The sequence below is a fragment of the Methylomagnum ishizawai genome (genome assembly GCF_900155475.1).
Lineage (GTDB): Bacteria > Pseudomonadota > Gammaproteobacteria > Methylococcales > Methylococcaceae > Methylomagnum > Methylomagnum ishizawai_A.
On record NZ_FXAM01000001.1, the window covers coordinates 1,453,828 to 1,475,566 of the forward strand.

Below are 21,739 nucleotides of genomic sequence, written 5' to 3' on the forward strand. Positions count from 1 at the left end.
TTCTTTATATACCAAGCCACTTATAGTCTGTTCACTGGATAAGGATGCGGGAGCGGGGGGGCTGGGAATGGAAGCCGCCACATAACAACAATCCAAAAAACGAGGAGGAAGGCCGCATGGCCACGAAAACCTATAGCGCGGGCGTCAAGCAATATCGCGAGACCTACTGGGACCCCGATTACACCCCCGCCGCCACCGATTTGCTCGCGGTGTTCAAGATCACCCCGCAACCGGGCGTGGACCCCGAGGAAGCCGCCGCCGCCGTCGCCTCCGAATCCTCCACCGGCACCTGGACCACGGTCTGGACCGACCTCCTCACCGACCTCGATTATTACAAGGGCCGCGCCTACCGCATCGAGGCCGTGCCCGGCCATCCCGAGCAGTTCTACGCCTTCATCGCTTATCCCATCGATTTGTTCGAGGAAGGCTCGGTGGTCAACGTGCTGACTTCCTTGGTCGGCAATGTGTTCGGTTTCAAGGCCGTGCGCGGGTTGAGGCTGGAGGACGTGCATTTCCCCATCGCCTATATCAAGACCTGCGGCGGTCCGCCCCATGGCATCCAGGTCGAGCGCGACATCATGAATATCTATGGGCGTCCCTTGCTGGGTTGCACCATCAAGCCCAAGCTCGGTTTGTCGGCCAAGAACTATGGCCGCGCCGTGTACGAATGCCTGCGCGGCGGGCTGGATTTCACCAAGGACGACGAGAACGTCAACAGCCAGCCGTTCATGCGCTGGCGGCAACGCTTCGATTTCGTGCAGGAGGCCATCGATAAGGCCGAGGTCGAAACCGGCGAGCGCAAGGGCCATTACCTCAACGTGACCGCGCCCACCCCGGAAGAGATGTATAAGCGGGCCGAATACGCCAAAGCCATCGGCTCGCGCATCATCATGCACGATTTCCTCAGTGGCGGTTTCTGCGCCAATACCGGGCTGGCCAATTGGTGCCGCGAGAACGGGATGCTGCTGCACATCCACCGCGCCATGCACGCCGTCATCGACCGCAATCCCAGCCATGGCATCCATTTCCGCGTGCTGGCGAAGGTGCTGCGCCTGTCGGGCGGCGACCATCTCCACACCGGCACCGTGGTCGGCAAGCTGGAAGGCGACCGCGCCGCCGTGCTGGGCGTGATCGACCTATTACGCGAGCGCCGCGTCAAGGAAGATCGAAGCCGGGGCATCTTCTTCGACCAGGATTGGGGTTCGATGCCCGGCGTGTTCACGGTGGGCTCGGGCGGCATCCATGTTTGGCATATGCCCGCCTTATTGGGGATTTTCGGCGACGACGCGGTGTTCCAGTTCGGCGGCGGCACGCTCGGCCATCCCTGGGGCAACGCGGCGGGGGCGGCGGCCAACCGGGTCGCGCTGGAAGCCTGCGTCGCGGCCCGCAACGAAGGCCGGTCCCTGGAACAGGAGGGCCGGGCGGTCCTGCTGGCGGCGGCGGAGCATTCGCCCGAGCTCAAGGCCGCTTTGGAGACCTGGAAGGAAATCAAGTTCGAGTTCGACACCGTGGACAAACTCGACGTGGCCCGCCCCTGAGCGCGGAGCCTCATCACCATCGACAGATTTTTGATAGCAACGAGGAGCCAAGATATGAGCGAAATCCGGGATTTTTCCCCATCCAGCCGCAAGCTCGGAACCTTTTCCTATCTGAAGGAGATGGAGCCGGAGCGCATCCGCAAGCAGGTCGAGTACATCGTGCGCCGGGGTTGGAATCCGGCGGTGGAGCATAGCGAGCCGGAGAACGCCTTCGATCATTATTGGTATATGTGGAAACTGCCGCTGTTCGGCGAGACCGATGTGGATAAAATCCTGGCCGAGGCCGCAGCCTGCCGCGCCGCCCATCCCCACAACCATGTGCGCCTGGTCGGCTACGATACCCGCAGGCAATCGCAGGGGGCGGCGCTGGTGGTCTACCGGGGTTTGGCGGCGGCTTGATGGGATTGGGAAGGAGGACCGGGGCGTCGGCCCCGGTGCGTAGGGAAATAAGTGGAGTTGGCCGATAAGCCGGGTTCTGTCTTGGACAGCCATTCATCTGGGACACGCCTCGCGACGCGCCTCAAGCGACCTACCCGGGAGCCGTGCGGACCACACGTCCGGGTTGCCCCGATGCCCCCCTATTTGGTCTTGCTCCGGGTGGGGTTTGCCCTGCCACCGCCGTTGCCGGCCGCGCGGTGCGCTCTTACCGCACCATTTCACCCTTACCCCGCCCGCCTGTGAGGGCTGATGGGGCGGTATATTTTCTGTGGCACTTTCCATAGGCTCGCGCCTTCCAGGCATTACCTGGCACCCTGTCCTGTGGAGCCCGGACTTTCCTCCACCCCGAAGGGCAGCGGCTGCCTGGCCGACTCCGCCGCCAAGTCTACCACGAAAAGCGGGGATATCTTGATCCAGGTCAAGAAGTGGCTTGGAGTTTGCCGCTATCCTAATCACCAATGGTGAAGCACTGGTTTACAGTGAATTCATTCCCCTATTCCTTGTCCCCCACCCTGGGTGACATCCACCGAACTTTCGAATCCTCTGGGATGGTGTTGCGGGCTAAGGCATTGCCGAAGCCCGCTTTTTTTTGTCCGCCGCCTGGTTTTCGGAACCCCCACCAGACCCCCCGAAACCGCCGTTTTTCCCTTCTAACTCAAGGACTCGCCGCGTTGAGGCAGTGGGGCATTTATGTTCTAATACCGGACTGGTTTACCTAAGTCTTAGGATTGCGCCGAGCGAACCTCGCGTTGCGCGGTGTCCGAATTCCGGCCATGTCCGGGAACCCGGCTCCCCGTCTTTCGGCGTGCCTTAAACCGAACGAAATCCTTGCACTCCCCCCTGCGTCTTCCTTGTGAACCATTGCGGGCCGCGATGAGGAGTGGTTTGGCCGTTAATTTGTGCGATCCACAGGCTCACTTATGTTAATCAAAACCAAGAAAGGGTTGAATCTGCCTATCACGGGAGAGCCCGAACAGGCCATTTACGACGATGGTGGCGTTGTAAGTTCCGTGGCGCTGTTGGGGCCGGATTACAACGGATTGAAGCCCACCATGGCCGTCGCCGAGGGCGACCGGGTCAAGTTGGGCGATGTGTTGTTCTCCGAGAAGCAAAATTCCAAGGTGGTTTACACGTCCCCCGGTTGCGGCGTGGTCAAGTCCATCGTCCGTGGCGCCCGCCGCGTGCTGCAAGCCGTCATCATCGAACTGGACGGAACCGATAGCGTCGAGTTCAGCGCCTATGCCGAATCCGAACTGTCCAATCTGACCACCGAACAGGTCAAGGATAACCTGCTCGCTTCCGGGCTGTGGACGGCGTTCCGCACCCGCCCCTACAGCAAGGTGCCCGACCCCGACACCGCGCCCCGCTCCATCTTCGTCACCGCCATCGACACCAATCCCCTGGCCGCCAATCCCGAAGTGGTCATCGCGGAACGGGCGCAGGATTTCAAGAATGGCTTGGCCGTCATCGCCAAGCTGACCGAAGGCAAGCTGTTCCTGTGCAAGGCACCGGGCCAGACTTTCCCAGCGGGCGAAATCGGCAAGCTGGAAATCGCCGAGTTCGACGGCCCGCACCCGGCGGGTTTGCCCGGCACCCATATCCACCACCTCGATCCGGTCGGTCCCGCCAAGACCGTTTGGCATCTCGATTATCAATCCGTCATCGCCATCGGTGCGCTATTCACCACGGGCCGCTTGAATGTCGAGCGCGTGGTGTCCTTGGCGGGTACCTTGGTCGAGCGCCCGCGTTTGGTGCGCACCCGTTTGGGGGCCAATCTGTCCGATCTGGTCAAGGGCCAACTGGTGGCGGGCAAGGAACCCCGCGTGATTTCCGGCTCCGTGCTGCACGGTCACAAGGGCGAGGATTGGGCCGATTACCTGGGCCGTTATAGCCACCAAGTCACCGTCATCGAGGAAGGCCGCGCCAGGGATTTCATGGGCTGGATCATTCCTTCCCGCGACAAGTACTCGTTCCTGAACGTCCTCTTGTCCAGCTTGCCCAAAGAGCGCGGGCGCAAGTTCGCCTTCAATACCAACAAGCTCGGCAGTCCCCGCGCCATTGTGCCGGTGGGCGTCTACGAGGAAGTAGTGCCGATGGATATCCTGCCGACCCAGTTGCTGCGCTACATGATCGTGGGCGATACCGATATGGCCCAAGCCCTGGGTTGCCTGGAGCTGGACGAAGAGGATTTGGCGCTTTGCACCTTCGTCGATCCGGGCAAGCATGACTTCGGTGCGGTGCTCAGAAACAATCTCACCCAAATCGAGAAGGAAGGCTAATGTCCAGTACCCGGCAATTTCTAGACAAGCTACACCCGCACTTCGTCAAAGGCGGGAAGTTGGAGAAGCTCTATCCCGTCTACGAGATGGTGGATACCTTCCTCTATAGCCCGCCCGATGTCACCCACGGCTCGGCCCATGTCCGCGACGCGGTGGACCTCAAGCGGGTCATGACCTATGTATGGATCGCGGCCCTGCCGTGCATGTTGATGGCGATCTTCAACACCGGCTATCAGGCCAACGCCGCCATGCAGGCTTTGGGTTTGACCGAAGTCCCGAATTGGCGCGGTCTGATCCAGAACTTCTTCGGCTTCAATCCGAACAATCCCATTTCCGACCTCGTTCATGGCGCTTTGTATTTCCTGCCGGTTTATATCGTCACCCTGGTGGCGGGCGGCATCTGGGAAGTGTTGTTCGCCGTGGTGCGTAAGCACGATGTCAACGAAGGCTTTTTCGTTTCTTCCATTTTGTTCGCCCTGACCCTGCCGCCGGATATTCCCCTGTGGCAAGTCGCCCTCGGTATTTCCTTCGGCGTGGTCATTGGCAAGGAAATCTTCGGCGGTACCGGCAAGAATTTCTTGAACCCGGCGCTGACGGGCCGCGCTTTCCTGTACTTCGCTTATCCGGCTTCCATGTCGGGCGACGCGGTGTGGACGGCGGTGGACGGCTTCAGCGGCGCAACCGCCCTGGGCGTCGCGGCCATGGGTGGTGTGCAAGGTATCCACGAGGCGGGCATTTCCTGGATGCAGACCTTCTTCGGCTTTGAACAGGGTTCCATGGGTGAAACCTCCACCTTCGCCTGTTTGATCGGCGCGGCTTTCCTGCTCTACACCCGCATCGCCAATTACCGCATCATCGCGGGCGTCCTGGTCGGCATGATCGCCACCTCCACCTTGTTGAACATCATCGGCAGCGATTCCAACGCCATGTTCTCCATGCCGTGGTATTGGCATCTGACCTTGGGCGGTTTCGCCTTCGGCACGGTCTATATGGCTACCGATCCGGTCAGCGCGGCCCAGACCAACACCGGTCGGTGGATTTTCGGTGCCTTGATCGGCTTCATGACCGTCTTGATCCGCGTGGTCAACCCGGCCTTCCCGGAAGGCATCATGTTGGCGATCCTGTTCTCGAACATCTTCGCGCCGCTCATCGATTACGCGGTCATCAAGGCCAATATCGCCCGGAGGGTCAGACGCCATGTCTAATTCTGAGAATCTCAACGCCGCGCCGCCGATGCCCAAGAGCAAGCTGGCGCAATATATCGAGACGATGCAGCAGAAGATGCAGCCCATCCTCGACCTGCCCAACGACAGCTTCAAGAAGACGGTGATGGTGGCCCTGTGGTTGTGCCTCGCGGGCGCGGTCGTGGTGGCCGGTTCCGCCGTGTCGCTCAAGCCCTTGCAGGAAAGCAACAAGGCCCGCGATGAAAAGGTCAACATCCTGGAGGTCGCCGACCTGTTGAAGGCCGACACCAATGTGGACGCGGTGTTCAACAACATTGAAACCAAGATCGTGGACCTCGCGACCGGCGACTATGTCGATTCGGTCGATGCCAAGACCTACGATCAATGGAAGGCCGCGAAAGACCCCGGTATGAGCGACGCCATCCCGCCGGAAAAGGACATTGCCAGCATCAAGCGCAAGCCCAAATACGCCAAGGTCTACTTGGTGAAAGAGGGCGGCCAGCTCAAGTCGGTGATCCTGCCGGTCAATGGTTATGGCCTGTGGTCCACCATGTATGGCTTCATTTCCCTGGAAGCGGACGCCCAGACCGTGGTGGGTATGAACCTCTACGACCAGGCCGAAACCCCCGGTCTTGGCGGCGAGGTGGTCAACCCGAAATGGAAAGCCCTGTGGAAAGGGAAGAAGGTCTACAACTTCACCGGCAAGGAACTGCACGAGAGCAACCTGAGCGAAAAGGGCCAGGCCATCGAGATCGGCGAAGTCGCTTTGGGCTTGGTCAAAGGTTCGGTCGAACCCGGCAAGCCCGGTTCCGAATTCCAGGTGGACGCCCTGGCCGGCGCCACCCTCACCAGCCGCGGCGTGAGCAATCTCGTGCAGTACTGGATGGGCAAGGAAGGCTACGGCATCTATCTCGCCAAGCTTAGAAGCGCAAGAGGATAAACCCATGAACCTGAACGCAGAACACAAGAAAGTTCTTGTCGATCCGTTGGTGGACAATAATCCCATCACCTTGCAGGTGTTGGGCATTTGTTCGGCGCTGGCGGTGACTTCCCAATTGTCCACGGCGCTCATCATGAGCTTGGCGCTGACCTCGGTCACGGCTTGCTCCAGCGCTGGTATCGCTATGATCCGCAATCATATCCCGAGCAGCATCCGCATCATCGCGCAGATGGTCATCATCGCCTCGCTGGTGATCGTGGTGGACCAGATGCTCAAGGCTTTCGCCTATGACATCAGCAAAAAGCTGTCGGTGTTCGTCGGCCTCATCATCACCAATTGCATCGTGATGGGCCGCGCCGAAGCCTACGCCATGAAGAACCCGCCCTGGGAAAGCTTCCTGGACGGCATCGGCAATGGTCTGGGCTACAGCCTGATCCTGGTCACCGTCGCCGTGGTCCGCGAGTTGTTCGGCTCCGGCAAATTGCTGGGGTTGGACATCCTACCCTTGGTCAAGGATGGCGGCTGGTACGTCCCGAATGGCCTGTTGCTGCTGCCGCCCAGCGCCTTCTTCCTGATCGGTTTGATCATCTGGGCGGTGCGTTCCTGGAAGCCGAAGCAGGTCGAAAAGGCCGACTTCGCGATCCAACCGGCCCATGGTCTGGCCCACGGGGAGGCCCACTGAGATGGAAGCCTATATCAACCTGTTCATTAAATCGGTCTTCATCGAGAACATGGCGCTCTCCTTCTTCCTGGGGATGTGTACCTTCATCGCCGTCTCGAAGAAGATCGAAACCGCCGTCGGCCTCGGCATCGCGGTCGTCATCGTGCAAACGCTGACGGTCCCGGCCAACAACGTGATCTATTCCTATTTATTGAAGGAAAACGCCCTGACCTGGGCGGGCATCCAAGGCGTGGACCTGTCGTTCATCGCCCTGATGGCCTGTATCGGCGTGATCGCGGCCATCGTGCAAATCCTGGAAATGGTGCTGGATAAGTTCTTCCCCGCGCTCTACAACGCGCTGGGCATTTTCCTCCCGCTCATCACCGTGAACTGCGCGATCCTGGCGGGTAGCTTGTTCATGATCGAGCGCGATTACAACTTCAAGGAAAGCGTGGTGTATGGCGTGGGCAGCGGCTTCGGCTGGGCCTTGGCCATCGTGCTGATGGCCGGTGTGCGCGAAAAGCTGAAATACAGCGACGTGCCCGCCGGTTTGCGCGGCTTGGGCATCACGTTCATCACCGCGGGGCTGATGGCCTTGGGCTTCATGGCCTTCTCCGGTATTCAGCTATAAGGCGGGGCAGAACCGATGTTGGAAATTATCCTAGGTGTATTGTTTTTCACGGTCATCGTGATCGCCTTGGTCTTCGTCATTTTGGGGGCGAAATCCAAGCTGGTCGCGGAAGGCTCCGTGGAAGTTGTGATTAACGACGAGAAGAAGATTCAAGTGCCCATCGGCGCCAAGCTGCTGACCGGGTTGGCGGATGCCAACCTGTTCGTGTCCTCTGCCTGTGGCGGCGGCGGCACTTGCGGCCAGTGCAAGGTGAAAGTGCATGAAGGCGGCGGCGATATCCTGCCGACCGAGCTTTCGCACATCTCCAAGCGCGAGGCGAAGGATGGCGACCGGCTGGCTTGTCAGGTCACGGTCAAGCAGAACATGAAGATTCACGTCCACGACGATGTGTTCGGCGTCAAGAAGTGGGAGACCACCGTGCGCTCGAACCACAACGTGGCGACCTTCATCAAGGAACTGGTGCTGGAGTTGCCGAAGGGCCAGACCGTGGACTTCCGTGCGGGTGGCTACATCCAGATCGAATGTCCGCCCTACCATGCGAAGTTCAAGGACTTCGCGGTGGAGGAGCGCTTCCACGAGGATTGGGACAAGTACAACATTTGGCGCTACGAGTCCGTGGTCAAGGAGCCGGCCATCCGCGCCTACTCCATGGCCAACTACCCGGAAGAAAGCGACATCATCATGCTCAACGTGCGTATCGCCACGCCGCCTCCGGGCCGCGACGAGATTCCGCCGGGCATCATGTCGTCCTATATCTTCAACCTGAAGCCGGGCGACAAAGTCACCATCTCCGGGCCGTTCGGCGAATTCTTCGCCCGCGAGACCGACAAGGAAATGGTGTTCGTCGGCGGTGGCGCGGGTATGGCGCCGATGCGTTCGCACATCTTCGACCAACTGCGCCGCATCAAGACCCGGCGCAAGATGACCTTCTGGTACGGTGCCCGTTCGTTGCGTGAAATGTTCTACGTGGACGATTTCAACACCTTGCAGGCCGAGAACGAGAACTTCACTTGGCATATCGCACTGTCCGAGCCGAAGCCGGAAGACAACTGGACCGGCTACACCGGGTTCATCCATAACGTCCTGTTCGAGAACTACATCAAGAACCACCCGGCACCGGAAGACTGCGAGTTCTACATGTGCGGTCCGCCCATGATGAACTCCGCCGTCATCAAGATGCTGGTGGATAACGGTGTGGACCGCGAAAACATCATGCTGGACGACTTCGGCGGCTGATCGCCACCGGGTCCGATGGTTTGAGAAAGCGGGGGGTGTTCCGGCACCCTCCGCTTTTATTTTCTGGGAAAAGGAGTAAATTCCTCGTCCCATTCCATCCACCCATAACATCGATATTTTCCGAGGATCGATCATGGCTATCTTCCTGGTTACTTTCGTCATCATCGCCGTGGTGATCGCGCTCATGGCGGTTGGCGTCATGTTTGGCCGCGCCGCCATCAAAGGCTCTTGCGGCGGGGTCAACAGCGATTGCGTCTGCGTTACCAAGTGCGACAAACGGCTGCAATGGGAGGCCGAACAAGCCAAGCTGGCCGCCCAGGAATAACCGGCGACGGCGGCGGGTCCGGCGCCGCGCTCCATTCCACCCGCCCACGACCCGCCGCTGCGTGATCCATAGCGGCCCAATAACAAGAAGGAGCAGGAACCATGTTAGCGAACATCGGCGTGCGCGAGCACATGACCGCGAATCCTTTGGTATTCAGCCCGGAGTTGGACGTATTCGAAGCCATACGCCAGCTCATCGACCATAAAATCACCGGGGCGCCGGTAGTGGACGCCAAGGGCAAACTGGTGGGGGTGTTTTCGGAACTGGACTGTATGAAACTGGCGGTGGAGGCGTCCTATCACGAGGGAATGCCGGGCAAAGTGGGCGATAACATGACCACCAACTTCAAAGCGGTCGGCGGCGATACCAGCATCCTCGAAGCCGCCGAAATCTTCGCTAAAAGCCCCTTGCGCAACCTGCCCGTGGTGGACGGGAGCCATGTGGTGGGCATTCTCAGCCGGGTGGACGTGCTGAAAGCGGTCATTAAAATCAGGTGAGTCCCGGCCCGTGACCGCTACGTTCTATTGGTACGACTATGAAACCTTCGGGGCCGATCCGCGGCTGGATCGCCCCGCCCAATTCGCCGGCATCCGCACCGACACCGATTTGAATCCCATCGCCGCGCCCTTGGTGCGCTATTGCCGTCCCGCCCCGGATTATCTGCCCCAGCCCGACGCCTGCCTGATTACCGGCATCACGCCGCAAGTCGCCCGGCGCGAGGGGTTGCCCGAAGCCGAATTCATCGCCGAAATCAACGCCGAGTTCTCGGTGCCCGGCACTTGCGTGGCCGGGTTCAACAATTTGCGCTTCGACGACGAAGTGACCCGCCACAGCCTTTACCGCAACCTGCTCGACCCCTACGCCCGCGAATGGCGCAACGGCAATTCCCGCTGGGATATGATCGACCCGCTACGGCTGGCCCGCGCCTTACGGCCCGAAGGCATTGTCTGGCCTAACGATCCCGCCACCGGACGCCCGAGTTTCCGCTTGCAGGCGTTGACTGCGGCCAACGGCATAGCCCACGCCGACGCCCACGACGCGCTGGGCGATGTCCGGGCCACCATCGCCCTGGCCCGCTTGCTGCGCGAACGCCAGCCCAAGCTGTTCCAGTTCCTGCTGGACCGCCGCAGCAAGCAGAAAGCCGCCGATTTGTTGGGCCTGGGCAAACTGATCCCGGTGATCCACGCTTCGGAGAAATTCCCCGCCGAGCGCCATTGCATCGGCGTCGTGGTGGCTTTGGCGCGGCATCCGACCAATCCCAATGGCGTCGTGGTCTACGATCTCGCTTTCGATCCCACGCCCTTGCTGACGCTGGACGCCGCCACCCTGCGCCAGCGTCTTTATACCCCGGTGGCCGATTTGCCCGAGGGCGTCGAGCGCCTGCACCTCAAGACCGTGCATATCAATAAATGCCCGGTCCTCGCGCCCCAAGAAACCCTGCGGCCCCAGGATAGCGAGCGTTTGGGCTTGGATAAGCGGCGCTGTCTCGAACATCTGGATATGCTGCGCGGCGTGCCCGGCCTCGCGGCCAAGGTCCAAGAGATCGTGGGCGGCGAACGGGAAGAGGCCGGGGACGACGCCGCCACCGATCCCGACACGATGCTCTACAGCGGCGGTTTTTTCAGCGACCACGACCGGGCCGCGCTGGACTATCTGCGCGGCTTGGCGCCCGCCGAATTGGGCCGGGCCAAGCCGGTGTTCGAGGATGAGCGCCTGCCGGAAATGCTGTTCCGTTACCGGGCGCGGAATTATCCGGAAACCCTGGACGCCGCCGAAACCGCCCGCTGGGAAAGCTTCCGCCGTGGACGCCTGCAAGCCGCCCGCGATGGCTACCAAGCCCGGCTGCGGGAATTGGAATCCGGGCCGGATACCCATCCCGGACGGCAACGAATCCTGGCCGAACTCGCGGCCTACCTCCGGGAAATCCTCCCTTAATCGACCGGCGGGTTTGCCTTATACTTCCGCGCTTTGTTCGCTACAACTCTTGGGAGATATTGATGAAAAAGCTGTTGTCCATCGTCGCCGCCGGTTCCTTATTGTGGGGAGGGCTGGCCGAAGCCCACGGCCCCACCCGCCAGAAGATGGTGGAAACCATCGAGATCAACGCCGCGCCGGAAGCCGTGTGGGCCTTGGTCGGCGACTTCGCCCATCCCGAAAAATGGCTGCCCCCGGTCGAAAGCACCACCGCCACCGGCGGCAATGAAAAAGGCGCGACCCGCGAATTGCACATCAAGTCCGGCGGTACCTTGAAAGAAGAACTCAAGGACATCGACGCCGCCAAGATGAGCATCAAGTACAAGGCCATCGACCCGACCGACCCCAAGGTTTTGCCGGTCAACAACTACGCTTCCGAAATCAGCGTCGAATCCAATGGCGCGGGCGGCAGCAAGGTGGAATGGAAGGGCGCGTATTACCGCTGGTTCCTGAACAACAACCCGCCCGAAGGCGAGAACGAAGAAGCCGCCAACGGCGTGGTCGGCAAGATTTACAAGGAAGGTTTGGCGAACCTGAAAGCGGTCGCCGAGAAGAAGTAAGCGCCATGTTCGCGTTGGGCGAAATATCCCTGAAAGCGGCGGCCTTGGCCGCCGCTTGCTTTTGCGTGGGCGGAGCTGCGGTGGCGGCACCCTTCGCCTATATCACCAACCAGAAGGACGATTCCGTCTCGGTCATCGACACCGCCAGTGGCCAGGTGGTGAAAACCCTCGCTGTCGGTGGGCAACCGGCGGGCGTGGCGACCAGCCACGACGGCGCGGTGGTCGCCATCAGCAATCCGGCCGGCAAACGGATCACCCTCATCGACGGGCGCAGCCAAACGGTGCGGGCATCCATTCCCGTGGGCGAAGGACCGTTGGGGTTGGCCCTGGACGCGCGGGGTGGCCGGGCTTTCGTCGCCGATTTCTACGAGAACTATCTATCGGTGCTGGATGTGTCGGAACAGCGGGTGGTTAAGCGGATTGCGGTGGGTAGCCATCCCGCCGGGGTGTTGGTCGGACCCGACGGCGCGAAAGTCTATGTGGCGAACCGCGACGACGATTCGATCACCGCCATCGACGCCGCCACGCTGGAAGTGGGCAAGACCGTGAAGGTCGGCAAACACCCGTTCGGCCTGCTGGTGGTTGGCAATCACCTGTTCGCGGCCAATGTGGAAAGCAACGATGTCTCGGTGGTCGATACCGGGCGCATGGAACTGGTGAAAACCATCCCGGTGGGCGACCGGCCTTATGCCTTGGCCGCGGCCCTGGGCGGTTCGCGGGTGTTCGTGACCAACCAGTACGACAACACCTTGTCGGTGATCGATACCCGGAAGCTGGAAACCGTGGGCAGCGTCAAGGTCGGCGAATACCCGGAAGGCATTGCCGCGCACCCGGACGACCGCCATGTCTATGTCGCTAACTGGTTCAACAACACGGTGTCGGTGGTCGATGCCCAAACGCTCAAGGTCGAGAAGACGGTCCTGACCGGGGATGGCAGCCGGGCGTTCGGGCAGTTCATACCGTTGGGGAAGGGGACGGCGCGTTAGGGGTTTAGGTTTTCTTGAACCGCGCCGCTTCCCGAACCGCCGATGGCGTTGCCTTTGGGTGGACACAAGCCGGTCCGGTGGGCGATTGACAGGCGCGGAATAATTGTTTAGAGTCGAAACTATAATCGGTCGGGGCTGGTTTTCCGGCCCCCGCATCAAATAAATCCAGCGGCCATGGCCGGACCCACTTTGCGCGAGGTTTCTTGTCCCCATGAATAAAGCGATCCTATTTGGCATCGCGGCGGCCCTGTTCGGGGCTGGCGCGGCATCCGCCACCGAATTCACCGCCGCCGACCAACAACGCGCCGAGCAAATCTTCAACGAGAATTGCGCGAGTTGCCACGGCCACGACCTGGGCGGCTACCTCGCCCCGCCCTTGAACCAGGACCGGCTCAAGGGCCGTAGCCCCACCAGCCTCCGCAGCCTCATCATGGCCGGATCGTTCGATACCCTGATGCCGCCCTTCTACGGCAAGCTGTCCGACGAGGACATCCGGCTAGTGGTCAAGCGCATTCTCAATACGCCCAAGCTCGACCCGCAATGGACCCTGGACGATATCAAGAAGTCGCTGAAGGTCCATGTCGCCGACGAATCCACCCTGCCCGATAAACCCGGCTACGCCATCGATAACATGGACGACCTGATCGGCGTCGCCGCCCGCGGCCGCTATGGCCGGGGCGAAGGCTCGAAAGCGGTGTTCATCAACAGCGCCACCAACACCCAGGTCGGCGAAGTCCCCACCAAAACCGCCGCCCATATCATCGAATTCAACCCGGTCAATCCGCGCTGGGCCTATGTCAAGACCGACACCGCCGAGGTCTACAAGGTCGATCTTTATTCCATGAAGATCGTGCGCGAAATCAAGACCGGCCTCAACGGCCCGGCCCTGGGCGTGTCGCGCGATGGTAAATACCTGATGGCCGGTTCCTTCGTGCCGCATTTCGCCGTGCTGCTGGACGCCAACACCTTGGAACCACTGAAATATTTCAAGCTGGAAGGCACCGACCCGGACGGCAAGTTCGTCACTTCCGATTCCGGCATGATCACCGGCACGCCCTATGCCGATATCTTCGCCATCGCCCTGGAAAACGCCGGACAGGTCTGGGTGGTGGACCTGACCCAGCCGGATTTCCCCGTCACCCAGATTCCCAATGTGGGCCGCCATTTGCACGACGCCTTCCTCTCCCACGGCGGGCGTAAGCTGATGGTCGCCTCCTACGACGACAGCATCGTCGCCGCCATCGACCTCGCCGATAAGAAAGTGCTGGCCAAGCTGCCCGCCGGTTGCGTGCCCCATGTCGGCGGCGGCTCGGTGGTGCAGGTGAATGGCCGGACCCTGGGTTTCGGCACCAACTTCGGCGATTGCGCCAAGGAAGTGGTCAGCGTGTGGGACTTGGACAAGATGGAAGTGGTGAAGCAGGTGCCGGTCTCGGGCGGCACCGAATCCCCGGCGGCGCATTACAACGCGCCCTATGTGGCGGTGGACATCATCAGCAAGGACCGCCGCGCCCGCACTATCCAATTGATCGACAAAAACACCCTGGAAGTCGCCAAGACCTTGGATGTGGGTGGCCATGCCTATTTCCCGGAATATAACGCCAAGGGCGACCGGCTCTATGTCAGTGCGGGCTATAACGGCGACGAGGTGGTGGCTTTCGATTCCAAGACCCTGGAACGGGTGGCGTCCTTCCCCATGCAAAGCCCGGCGGGCATCTTCTCCCGCGCCCGCGCCAAGTTCATGACCCGTGGCCTATCGCCGGAAGCGGTGCAAGCGGATTTGGCGAAACCCCAATAAGCAATAAGAACAAGGTCGCGCACGGGGTTCGGCCCCGTCCGGCACAGGAGGACGATTGCATGAAAAGCTTCATTCCGAGAGTTCTAACCGGCTTGGCCCTGGTCGCCGGAACCGCCCACGCCGCCAACCCGGAAGCGGGCAAAGCCAAGGTGGAAGCGGTCTGCGCGGCTTGCCATGGCATCGCCGGCATCAGTGCTTCCCCGGCCTTCCCCAATCTGGCGGGCCAGAAGGAGGCTTATCTCCAAGCCGCCTTGACCGCCTACAAGGACGGCAGCCGCAAGAATCCCATCATGGGCAATCTGGCCGCTGGCCTTTCCGATACGGATATCGCCGACCTCGCGGCCTACCTGTCCGGGCTGAAGCGTTGTGAGTAATCGGCCCTGGGCCTGGATCGCCTGCGGCGGCGGGCTGCTGCTGGGTTCCGCCCAGGCGGCGGACCCGTCGCCGGAACGGCAAGCCGCGCTGACCCATTTGCTGCGGCAGGACTGCGGTTCCTGCCACGGCATGACCTTGCACGGGGGCTTGGGCCCGGCGCTGTTGCCCGAAGCCCTGGCCGGGAAGCCCGATGCCTTCCTGGTTGAAACCCTCCTGAACGGACGCCCCGGCACGGCCATGCCGCCGTGGCGGAGCTTGTTGACGCCGGACGAAGCCGTGTGGCTGGTCCGGCAATTGCGGAAGACGCCATGATCCGAATGAAAAAGCTGGCCCTGGCCTTGACCCTCACCCTGCTGCCCGTCTTGGGCGGGCATGCCGCCGAATTGCGCGGTACCGGCGACCTGGGCCTCGTGGTCGAGCGGGCGGCGGGCAGCGTGCAGATCGTCGATACCACCCACAGGACCAGCCTGGGCCGGGTGCAGGGCTTGGGCGATTTATCCCACGCCAGCCTGGTGTATTCCCCGGATGAGCGCTACGCCTATGTGTTCGGGCGCGACGGGGCCTTGACCAAGATCGATCTGCTGGAAGCCCGCATCGTCAAACGCATCGAGCAGGCCCACAACAGCGTGGGCGGGGCGATTTCCCAGGATGGCCGCTGGATCGCCACCTCCAACTACGAACCCGGCGGGGTGCGGGTGTTCTCCGCCGACACCCTGGACAAGGTGGCGGATATCCCCTCCGTGACCGCCGATGGCAAAGCCTCCAAGGTCGTGGGCTTGGTGGACGCGCCCGGACAGCGCTTCGTGTTCAGCCTGTTCGAGGCCGGGGAAATCTGGGTGGCCGATCTACACGACCCGAAATCTCCGAAACTCCAGAAGTTCAAGGCGGGCAAGGAACCCTACGACGCGCTGATTTCGCCCGAGGGCCGTTATTACATCGCCGGGCTGTTCGGCGAGGAAGGCGTGGCCTTGTTGGACCTGTGGAACCTGGACTCAGGGATAAAGCGCGTCCTGCCGGAACACGCCAAGGACGATCCCAAGTTTCCCGTGTTCAAGATGCCCCACTTGGAAGGCCGAGCGCTGATTGGCGATTACTGGTTCCTACCCGCCGTGGGTCGCCATGAAATGCTGGTGATCGACCGCCGCGATTGGAAGGTGGTGAAGAAAATCCCGCTGGACGGCCAGCCGGTGTTCGTCATCCCCAGGCCGGACGAGCGCCAGGTCTGGATCAATTTCGCCCTGCCCGACAACAACAAGCTGGAAATCATCGATACCCGCGACCTCAGCGTGGTCAAGCGCTTGAATCCCGGCCAGGCGGTGTTGCACATGGAATTCACCCCCAAGGGCGACGAAGTCTGGGTCTCGGTGCGCGACGACGACCGGGTGATGGTCTACGACACCGAAACCTTCGCCGAATTGGCCCGGATCAAGGCCGATAAGCCCAGCGGTATTTTCTTCACGGCGCGTGCCCACCGCCTGGGATTGTGAGGATGCGGCCTTGTCGCTGACCCCGTTGCAAAAGCGCTTGCTCAACGATTTCCAGCGCGGCTTCCCGCTGTCGCCACAGCCTTTCCAAGCCCTGGCCGACGCTTTGGGCGTGGACGAGGCCGAGGTGCTGGAAAACCTCCGCACCTTGAGCGATAGCCAGATGGTCAGCCGGGTCGGGCCGGTGTTCGCGCCCCAGCGGGTCGGGTCCAGCACGCTGGCGGCCCTGGCCGTACCGGCGGAACGCCTGGAAGCCGTCGCCGCCTGGATCAGCGATCTCCCCGAAGTGAACCATAACTACGAGCGGGAACACCGCTACAACCTGTGGTTCGTCCTCACCGCCGCCGACCCGGAACGCTTGGATGCGGTATTGGCCCGGATCGAGCGGCACACGGGATTGGCCGTGTTGTCGCTGCCCTTGCTGGAGGATTTCCATATCGACCTGGGGTTCCCGCTGGACTTCGGGAGCGGACCCACATGAGCGGGATGCCCCTCCGGGCGGTGGATTTCCCCGCCGTGTTTCCCGGTCCGGCCCCGGTCCATTGCGGAACCCATTCCGACGCGGCCAGCGACCTGCGCCTGCTCGCGGCGATCCAACACGGTCTGCCCTTGGTGCCCCGGCCCTATGCCGAATTGGGGCGGCAGACGGGTTTGAGCGAGGCCGAGGTCATCGAACGGCTGGAACGCTGGCTTGAAACCGGGATCATCAAGCGCCTGGGCGTGGTGGTCCGTCACCGCAAACTCGGCTACCGCGCCAACGCCATGGTGGTGTTCGATGTGCCGGACGCCCAGGTCGGTGCCATAGGTGCCCGGCTGGCGGCTTTCGCCTGCGTCACGCTGTGTTACCGCCGTCCGCGCCGGGGCGAGGCTTGGCCCTATAACCTGTTCTGCATGATCCATGGCCGGGACCGCGCCACCGTCGAAACCCAGGTGGAAGCCCTGACCCTGGCCTGCGGCCTGGAAGCCATACCCCGCGCCGTTTTGTTCAGCCGCCGCTGTTTCAAGCAGCGCGGCGCGGTCTACCGTTAAGGATTTGGCTGAAATTAACTTCCCTTTTTTCACGCAAAGGCGCAAAGGCACGAAGGTTTTTTTGCTTGTTTTTTCCTTTGCGTCCCTTGCGCCTTGGCGTGAGGAGGCTTCGATGGCCGACTTTGGAAAACCGGGAAGTTATTCGCGGCCATATCCTAAGCTTTGCCCCATCCATGAACGCACTGGAACGCACCCTCATCAACGACCTACAAGGCGGTTTTCCCATCTGCGAGCGGCCCTACTTGGCGGTCGCGGAACGCCTGGGCTTGACCGAGGAAGCAGTCATCGAAGGACTGCGCGGCTTGTTGGACCAAGGCATCCTGAGCCGTTTCGGGCCGCTCTACCATGCTGAGCGCATGGGCGGGGCGCTGAGCCTGGCGGCGCTGGCCGTGCCCGAGGCCGATTACGAGCGGGTGGTGGCCGAGGTCAACGCCTTCCCGGAAGTCGCCCACAACTACGCCCGCGACCATGCCTTGAACATGTGGTTCGTCCTCGCGACCGAAAAGCCGGAGCGCAAGGCCGAAGTCATCGCGGGGATAGAAGCCACCACCGGCTTGAAGGTCCACGATATGCCCAAGCTGGCCGAATATTACGTGGGCCTGCGCCTGGAGGTATGACCATGCAAGACCGCGATGCCATCGACGAGATCGACCGCCAGATCATCCGCGCCACCCAGGCTGGTTTGCCGCTGACGCCCCGGCCCTACGCGGCCATCGCCGAACAACTGGGCCTCTCCGCCGATGTGGTGATGGCGCGGCTGCGGGCGATGCAGGAACGCGGGGTGGTTCGCCGCATCGGCGCGGTGCCCAATCATTACAAACTGGGCTACCGGGCCAATGGTATGACGGTCTGGGATGTGCCGGATGAATTGATCGACACACTGGGGGCACGGGTCGGTGCCTTGGACGCGGTCAGTCATTGTTACCACCGCCCGCGCCATCGGCCCGACTGGCCTTATAACCTGTTCGCCATGGTCCACGGGCGGACCCGCGACGACGTGGAGCGGGAAACCGCACGCATCGCCGCGCTCTTGGGCGCGGCCAACCGGGGCCATGCCGTGCTGTACAGCACGCGCATCTTGAAAAAGACCGGCTTGCGCATCGGCGATTAACAGAGGTGGCCCCGATTGTTTGAACAAGATTTAAGCCGGGATAAGTGGATACCCTGCTGGGTTAAGCGGCCTTGGGAAGGGCCGGTCGGGGTTTAAAGTAGACCTCATCCGGGGTTTGGCTGTCCAGGCTCGAATGGGGCCGCCGGGTATTGTAGAAATCCAGGTACCGACCGATGGATTCGCGGGCTTCCCGGACCGAGTCGTAGGCTTTGAGGTAAACCTCCTCGTACTTCACCGTCCGCCAGAGGCGTTCGACGAAGACGTTGTCGCGCCAGGAACCCTTGCCGTCCATGCTGATGCGGATGTTCCGGCCCGTCAGCACCTCGATGAACTCCCCGCTGGTGAACTGGGAACCTTGGTCGGTGTGGACGATATCCGGCGGGCCGTAGCGGCGCAGCGCCTCCTCCAGGGCCTCGACGCAGAAGCCCGCGTCCATGGCGACCGATACCCGATGGGCCAGGGCCTTGCGGCTGGCCCAGTCGAGGACCACGCACAGGTAGACGAAGCCCCGTGCCATCGGGATGTAGGTGATGTCCAAGGCCCAGACCGCGTTGGGCCGGTCGATGGTCAGGCCGCGTAGCAGATAGGGATAGACCTTGTGGGCCGGATGCCTCTGGGTGGTTTTGGGACGCCGGTACAGGGCTTCGATGCCCATGCGGGCCATCAGCGTGGCCACATGGCGGCGTCCGACCCGGAAGCCTTCCCGGTTCAGGGTGTCGCGCAGCAGCCGGGCGCCCATGAACGGGTGTTCCAGGTGCAACGCGTCGATCCGCCGCATCAGCGCGAGGTCCGACTCCGGCACCGGCTTGGGCGCGTAGTAGGCGCCGCCCCGGCTGATGCCCAGCAATTCCGCCTGTCGGGTCAGGGAAACATCGTGGTCCCGGTCGATCATCGCTTTGCGCTCAGCTTTCCGGCCTTGCTGAGCGCGCCGGATAAAAAATCGATCTCCAGCGCCTGTTGGCCGATCTTGGCGTGCAGGGCTTTGAGGTCCACGGCGGGTTCGCTTTTGTCGTTCTCGCCACCGAACACGCTGGCGGCCCGTTCCAGAAGTTGGCTCCGCCACTCACCGATCTGGGTCGGATGGATATCGAATTCCTGCGCCAACTCGGCCAGGGTCTTTTCGCCCCGCAGGGCCGCCAGGGCCACTTTGGCCTTGAAACTCGCTGAATGGTTGCGGCGTGGTCGTTTGCTCATCGTATGCTCCAGTCCATCGGCGTTGCCCACGCCGTCAGGGAGCAGTTTATCCACTTAGCCGACTGTTCAGATTTCCGAGACCACCTCTAACCCCCCATGTTCCGCATCACCCAATACATCGCCGAACTGCTGAATCCCCCGGTGGAACCGCCCCCCGCCGCGCCGCGCCGCCGGGTCATGCCCGGACCTGTGGTGATCTGGAACCTGATCCGCCGCTGCAATCTGGCCTGCAAGCATTGCTACACCACTTCGGCGGACATCGATTTCCCCGGCGAACTCGATACCGATGCGGTCTTCGCGGTGATGGACGACCTGAAGGCGTTCCGGGTGCCGGTGTTGATCCTGTCCGGCGGGGAACCGCTGCTGCGGCCCGATATTTTCGCCATCGCCCAACGCGCCAAGGCCATGGGTTTCTATGTGGGCCTGTCCAGCAACGGCACCCTCATCACCGAACAGAACATCGCCGCCATCGCCGCCACCGGCTTCGACTACGTGGGCGTCAGCATCGACGGTATGGGCAAGACCCACGACGATTTCCGCCAGAGTCCCGGTTCCTTCGAGCGTTCGCTGCATGGCGTCCGGCTCTGTCGCGAACGGGACATCAAGGTCGGCCTGCGCTTCACCCTGACCCGTGACAACCACGCCGACCTGCCCGCCCTGCTGGACCTGATGGAACGGGAAGGCGTGGACAAGTTCTATCTCTCCCACCTCAACTACGGCGGTCGCGGCCACCGCAACCGCAAGGACGACGCGGTGTTCGCCACGACCCGCGCCGCCATGGACCTGCTGTTCGACACCTGCCTGGCCCGGCTCCGGGCGGGACGACCCGCCGAATTCGTCACCGGCAACAATGACGCCGATGGGGTTTATTTGCTGCATTGGGCGAGCAAGCGCTTCCCCGATCAGGCCGGAAGGCTGCGCGCCCGGCTGGCCCAATGGGGCGGCAATGCCTCCGGCGTCAACATCGCCAATATCGACAATCTGGGGAACGTCCATCCCGACACCTTCTGGTGGCATTACCGCCTGGGGAATGTGCGGGAACGGCCTTTTTCGGAGATTTGGCGGGATGTGTCGGACCCGTTGATGGCGGGCCTGAAAGCCAGTCCGCGTCCGGTCCAGGGCCGTTGCGCGGAATGCGCCCATCTCGATCTTTGCAATGGCAACACGCGGGTGCGTGCCCACCAGACCACCGGGGATTTCTGGGCCGAAGACCCTGGCTGTTATCTCGCCGACGACGAGATCGGCCTTCAGGCACGGGACCGCTGACGCCGATTGCCCGGTACCGCCCCGTGTCTGCGGCGACCCGCTCCCCTGACCACGTCCCGCGAACCCATACAGCCACAAAAAAGCCCGCTTGCCGCAGGCTTCCAGAAAATTCTGGGTAGAACCCGTCAAAACGGGATATCGTCGTCGAAATCGTCCATGCCGCCGCCTGCCGGTGGCGCGGGCGGGCGTTGGGGCGCTGGGGAACCCGTGGCCTGGGGCGGCGGGGTGTAGCGTTCGGAATCGCGGTCGCGGGTGGCGGCGGGCGGCGTCGCTTCCGACCAGGGGCCGGGGTCGCCACCGCCGCCCATGCCGCCGCCACCACCGGCGCGGTCGAGCATCTGCATTTCGTTGGCGATGATTTCGGTGGTGTAGCGGTCCTGGCCGTTCTTGTCCTGCCATTTGCGGGTGCGGAGGCTGCCTTCGACGTAGACCTTGCCGCCTTTCTTCAGGTATTGGCCGACGATTTCCGCCAGCTTGCGATAGAACACCACGTTATGCCATTCGGTGCGCTCTTGGGGGTTGCCTTGCGGGTCTTTCCAAGAGTCGCTGGTGGCGATGGTGACGTTGGCGACGGCTTCGCCGTTGGACATGTAGCGGACTTCGGGGTCTTTGCCCAGGTTGCCGATGAGGATGACTTTGTTGATGCCGCGAGAGGCCATGGGAAGTTTCTCCGATAGTGTGCATTCGATGTGTCCGGGGCCGTAGGGGCGGCCCGGACGGGTCTTGCCGGGTT

General features: G+C 62.0%; 24 protein-coding genes and 1 other RNA gene. 22 read left to right on the plus strand and 3 right to left on the minus strand.

Translation table 11 applies throughout. The features are described from left to right. The first annotated feature begins 116 nt into the window (after positions 1 to 116). Positions 117 to 1,538 carry a form I ribulose bisphosphate carboxylase large subunit gene (locus B9N93_RS06590; protein ID WP_085216190.1) on the plus strand — a complete coding sequence of 474 codons (1,422 nt, stop codon included), beginning with the start codon at positions 117 to 119 and terminating at the stop codon, positions 1,536 to 1,538. Positions 1,539 to 1,592: 54 nt separating this feature from the next. Further along, on the plus strand, positions 1,593 to 1,937 hold the full coding sequence (locus B9N93_RS06595) for a ribulose bisphosphate carboxylase small subunit (RefSeq protein ID WP_085212022.1): 345 nt from the start codon (positions 1,593 to 1,595) through the stop codon (positions 1,935 to 1,937). A 49-nt stretch (positions 1,938 to 1,986) separates the two neighbouring features. Here the strand turns inward: B9N93_RS06595 and rnpB are convergent. Continuing rightward, positions 1,987 to 2,351: RNase P RNA component class A (gene rnpB, locus B9N93_RS06600), an RNA gene on the minus strand. 545 nt (positions 2,352 to 2,896) lie between these two features. Between rnpB and B9N93_RS06605 the strand changes: the two genes are divergently transcribed. The 19 genes from B9N93_RS06605 (at position 2,897) to ahbB (B9N93_RS06695) (ending at position 18,546) form a co-directional block, all read left to right on the plus strand. Beyond that, complete coding sequence (locus B9N93_RS06605; RefSeq protein ID WP_085212024.1) at positions 2,897 to 4,255, plus strand: Na(+)-translocating NADH-quinone reductase subunit A; 1,359 nt, start codon at positions 2,897 to 2,899, stop codon at positions 4,253 to 4,255. Further along, positions 4,255 to 5,460 carry an NADH:ubiquinone reductase (Na(+)-transporting) subunit B gene (locus B9N93_RS06610; RefSeq protein WP_085212026.1) on the plus strand — a complete coding sequence of 402 codons (1,206 nt, stop codon included), beginning with the start codon at positions 4,255 to 4,257 and terminating at the stop codon, positions 5,458 to 5,460. Before B9N93_RS06605 ends, B9N93_RS06610 begins: the two co-directional genes overlap by 1 nt. 28 nt (positions 5,461 to 5,488) lie before the next feature. Then, positions 5,489 to 6,379 (plus strand): Na(+)-translocating NADH-quinone reductase subunit C, encoded by an 891-nt coding sequence (locus tag B9N93_RS06615; protein WP_085212029.1) that lies wholly within the window; start codon positions 5,489 to 5,491, stop codon positions 6,377 to 6,379. Positions 6,380 to 6,383: 4 nt separating this feature from the next. Then, complete coding sequence (locus tag B9N93_RS06620; protein WP_085212031.1) at positions 6,384 to 7,061, plus strand: NADH:ubiquinone reductase (Na(+)-transporting) subunit D; 678 nt, start codon at positions 6,384 to 6,386, stop codon at positions 7,059 to 7,061. A gap of 1 nt (position 7,062) precedes the next feature. Then, positions 7,063 to 7,671 carry an NADH:ubiquinone reductase (Na(+)-transporting) subunit E gene (gene nqrE, locus B9N93_RS06625; RefSeq protein ID WP_085212033.1) on the plus strand — a complete coding sequence of 203 codons (609 nt, stop codon included), beginning with the start codon at positions 7,063 to 7,065 and terminating at the stop codon, positions 7,669 to 7,671. Between the two features lie 15 nt (positions 7,672 to 7,686). Beyond that, the gene (gene nqrF / locus B9N93_RS06630) at positions 7,687 to 8,907 is read left to right on the plus strand and encodes an NADH:ubiquinone reductase (Na(+)-transporting) subunit F (protein ID WP_085212036.1); all 1,221 of its coding nucleotides are present in this window, start codon (positions 7,687 to 7,689) and stop codon (positions 8,905 to 8,907) included. A gap of 133 nt (positions 8,908 to 9,040) precedes the next feature. After that, positions 9,041 to 9,232, plus strand: a complete 192-nt coding sequence (gene nqrM / locus B9N93_RS06635) for a (Na+)-NQR maturation NqrM (protein ID WP_085212037.1) — start codon at positions 9,041 to 9,043, stop codon at positions 9,230 to 9,232. Between the two features lie 101 nt (positions 9,233 to 9,333). Next, positions 9,334 to 9,729: a CBS domain-containing protein gene (locus B9N93_RS06640; RefSeq protein ID WP_085212039.1), complete on the plus strand. Its 396-nt coding sequence runs from the start codon at positions 9,334 to 9,336 to the stop codon at positions 9,727 to 9,729. 10 nt (positions 9,730 to 9,739) lie between these two features. After that, entirely contained in the window at positions 9,740 to 11,167 is a 1,428-nt protein-coding gene (sbcB, locus tag B9N93_RS06645) for an exodeoxyribonuclease I (RefSeq protein WP_085212040.1), read from the plus strand. Between the two features lie 62 nt (positions 11,168 to 11,229). Beyond that, positions 11,230 to 11,766: an SRPBCC family protein gene (locus B9N93_RS06650; protein ID WP_085212042.1), complete on the plus strand. Its 537-nt coding sequence runs from the start codon at positions 11,230 to 11,232 to the stop codon at positions 11,764 to 11,766. 5 nt (positions 11,767 to 11,771) lie between these two features. Further along, entirely contained in the window at positions 11,772 to 12,752 is a 981-nt protein-coding gene (locus B9N93_RS06655) for a YncE family protein (RefSeq protein ID WP_085212044.1), read from the plus strand. A 211-nt stretch (positions 12,753 to 12,963) separates the two neighbouring features. After that, on the plus strand, positions 12,964 to 14,547 hold the full coding sequence (locus tag B9N93_RS06660; RefSeq protein WP_085212046.1) for a nitrite reductase: 1,584 nt from the start codon (positions 12,964 to 12,966) through the stop codon (positions 14,545 to 14,547). A gap of 59 nt (positions 14,548 to 14,606) precedes the next feature. Next, positions 14,607 to 14,921 carry a c-type cytochrome gene (locus tag B9N93_RS06665; protein ID WP_085212047.1) on the plus strand — a complete coding sequence of 105 codons (315 nt, stop codon included), beginning with the start codon at positions 14,607 to 14,609 and terminating at the stop codon, positions 14,919 to 14,921. Then, positions 14,914 to 15,234, plus strand: coding sequence for a c-type cytochrome (locus tag B9N93_RS06670; RefSeq protein ID WP_217807274.1), 321 nt, complete (start codon positions 14,914 to 14,916; stop codon positions 15,232 to 15,234). Before B9N93_RS06665 ends, B9N93_RS06670 begins: the two co-directional genes overlap by 8 nt. Then, positions 15,231 to 16,409, plus strand: a complete 1,179-nt coding sequence (locus B9N93_RS06675; RefSeq protein WP_368655805.1) for a cytochrome D1 domain-containing protein — start codon at positions 15,231 to 15,233, stop codon at positions 16,407 to 16,409. The genes B9N93_RS06670 and B9N93_RS06675 overlap by 4 nt, the downstream gene beginning before the upstream one ends. 10 nt (positions 16,410 to 16,419) lie before the next feature. Further along, entirely contained in the window at positions 16,420 to 16,887 is a 468-nt protein-coding gene (locus tag B9N93_RS06680) for an Lrp/AsnC family transcriptional regulator (RefSeq protein WP_085216194.1), read from the plus strand. Then, positions 16,884 to 17,435, plus strand: coding sequence for a siroheme decarboxylase subunit beta (ahbB, locus tag B9N93_RS06685; RefSeq protein WP_254899351.1), 552 nt, complete (start codon positions 16,884 to 16,886; stop codon positions 17,433 to 17,435). The genes B9N93_RS06680 and ahbB (B9N93_RS06685) overlap by 4 nt, the downstream gene beginning before the upstream one ends. 173 nt (positions 17,436 to 17,608) lie before the next feature. Next, positions 17,609 to 18,052, plus strand: a complete 444-nt coding sequence (locus B9N93_RS06690; protein WP_085212049.1) for an Lrp/AsnC family transcriptional regulator — start codon at positions 17,609 to 17,611, stop codon at positions 18,050 to 18,052. 2 nt (positions 18,053 to 18,054) lie between these two features. Next, the gene (ahbB, locus tag B9N93_RS06695; protein ID WP_176225158.1) at positions 18,055 to 18,546 is read left to right on the plus strand and encodes a siroheme decarboxylase subunit beta; all 492 of its coding nucleotides are present in this window, start codon (positions 18,055 to 18,057) and stop codon (positions 18,544 to 18,546) included. A 61-nt stretch (positions 18,547 to 18,607) separates the two neighbouring features. Here the strand turns inward: ahbB (B9N93_RS06695) and B9N93_RS06700 are convergent. Continuing rightward, positions 18,608 to 19,740, minus strand: a protein-coding gene (locus B9N93_RS06700; RefSeq protein ID WP_125468871.1) for an IS3 family transposase whose coding sequence is annotated in 2 segments (ribosomal slippage) — positions 18,608 to 19,491 and positions 19,491 to 19,740 — 1,134 coding nt in all. Because the reading frame shifts where the segments join, the coding sequence is not laid out codon by codon here. Between the two features lie 96 nt (positions 19,741 to 19,836). Here B9N93_RS06700 and nirJ point away from each other — a divergent pair. Beyond that, the gene (gene nirJ, locus B9N93_RS06705; RefSeq protein ID WP_085212053.1) at positions 19,837 to 21,006 is read left to right on the plus strand and encodes a heme d1 biosynthesis radical SAM protein NirJ; all 1,170 of its coding nucleotides are present in this window, start codon (positions 19,837 to 19,839) and stop codon (positions 21,004 to 21,006) included. Positions 21,007 to 21,131: 125 nt separating this feature from the next. On the opposite strand, the gene ssb is transcribed toward nirJ, so the two are convergent. Then, on the minus strand, positions 21,132 to 21,665 hold the full coding sequence (ssb, locus tag B9N93_RS06710; protein WP_085212055.1) for a single-stranded DNA-binding protein: 534 nt from the start codon (positions 21,663 to 21,665) through the stop codon (positions 21,132 to 21,134). Positions 21,666 to 21,739 lie beyond the last annotated feature (74 nt).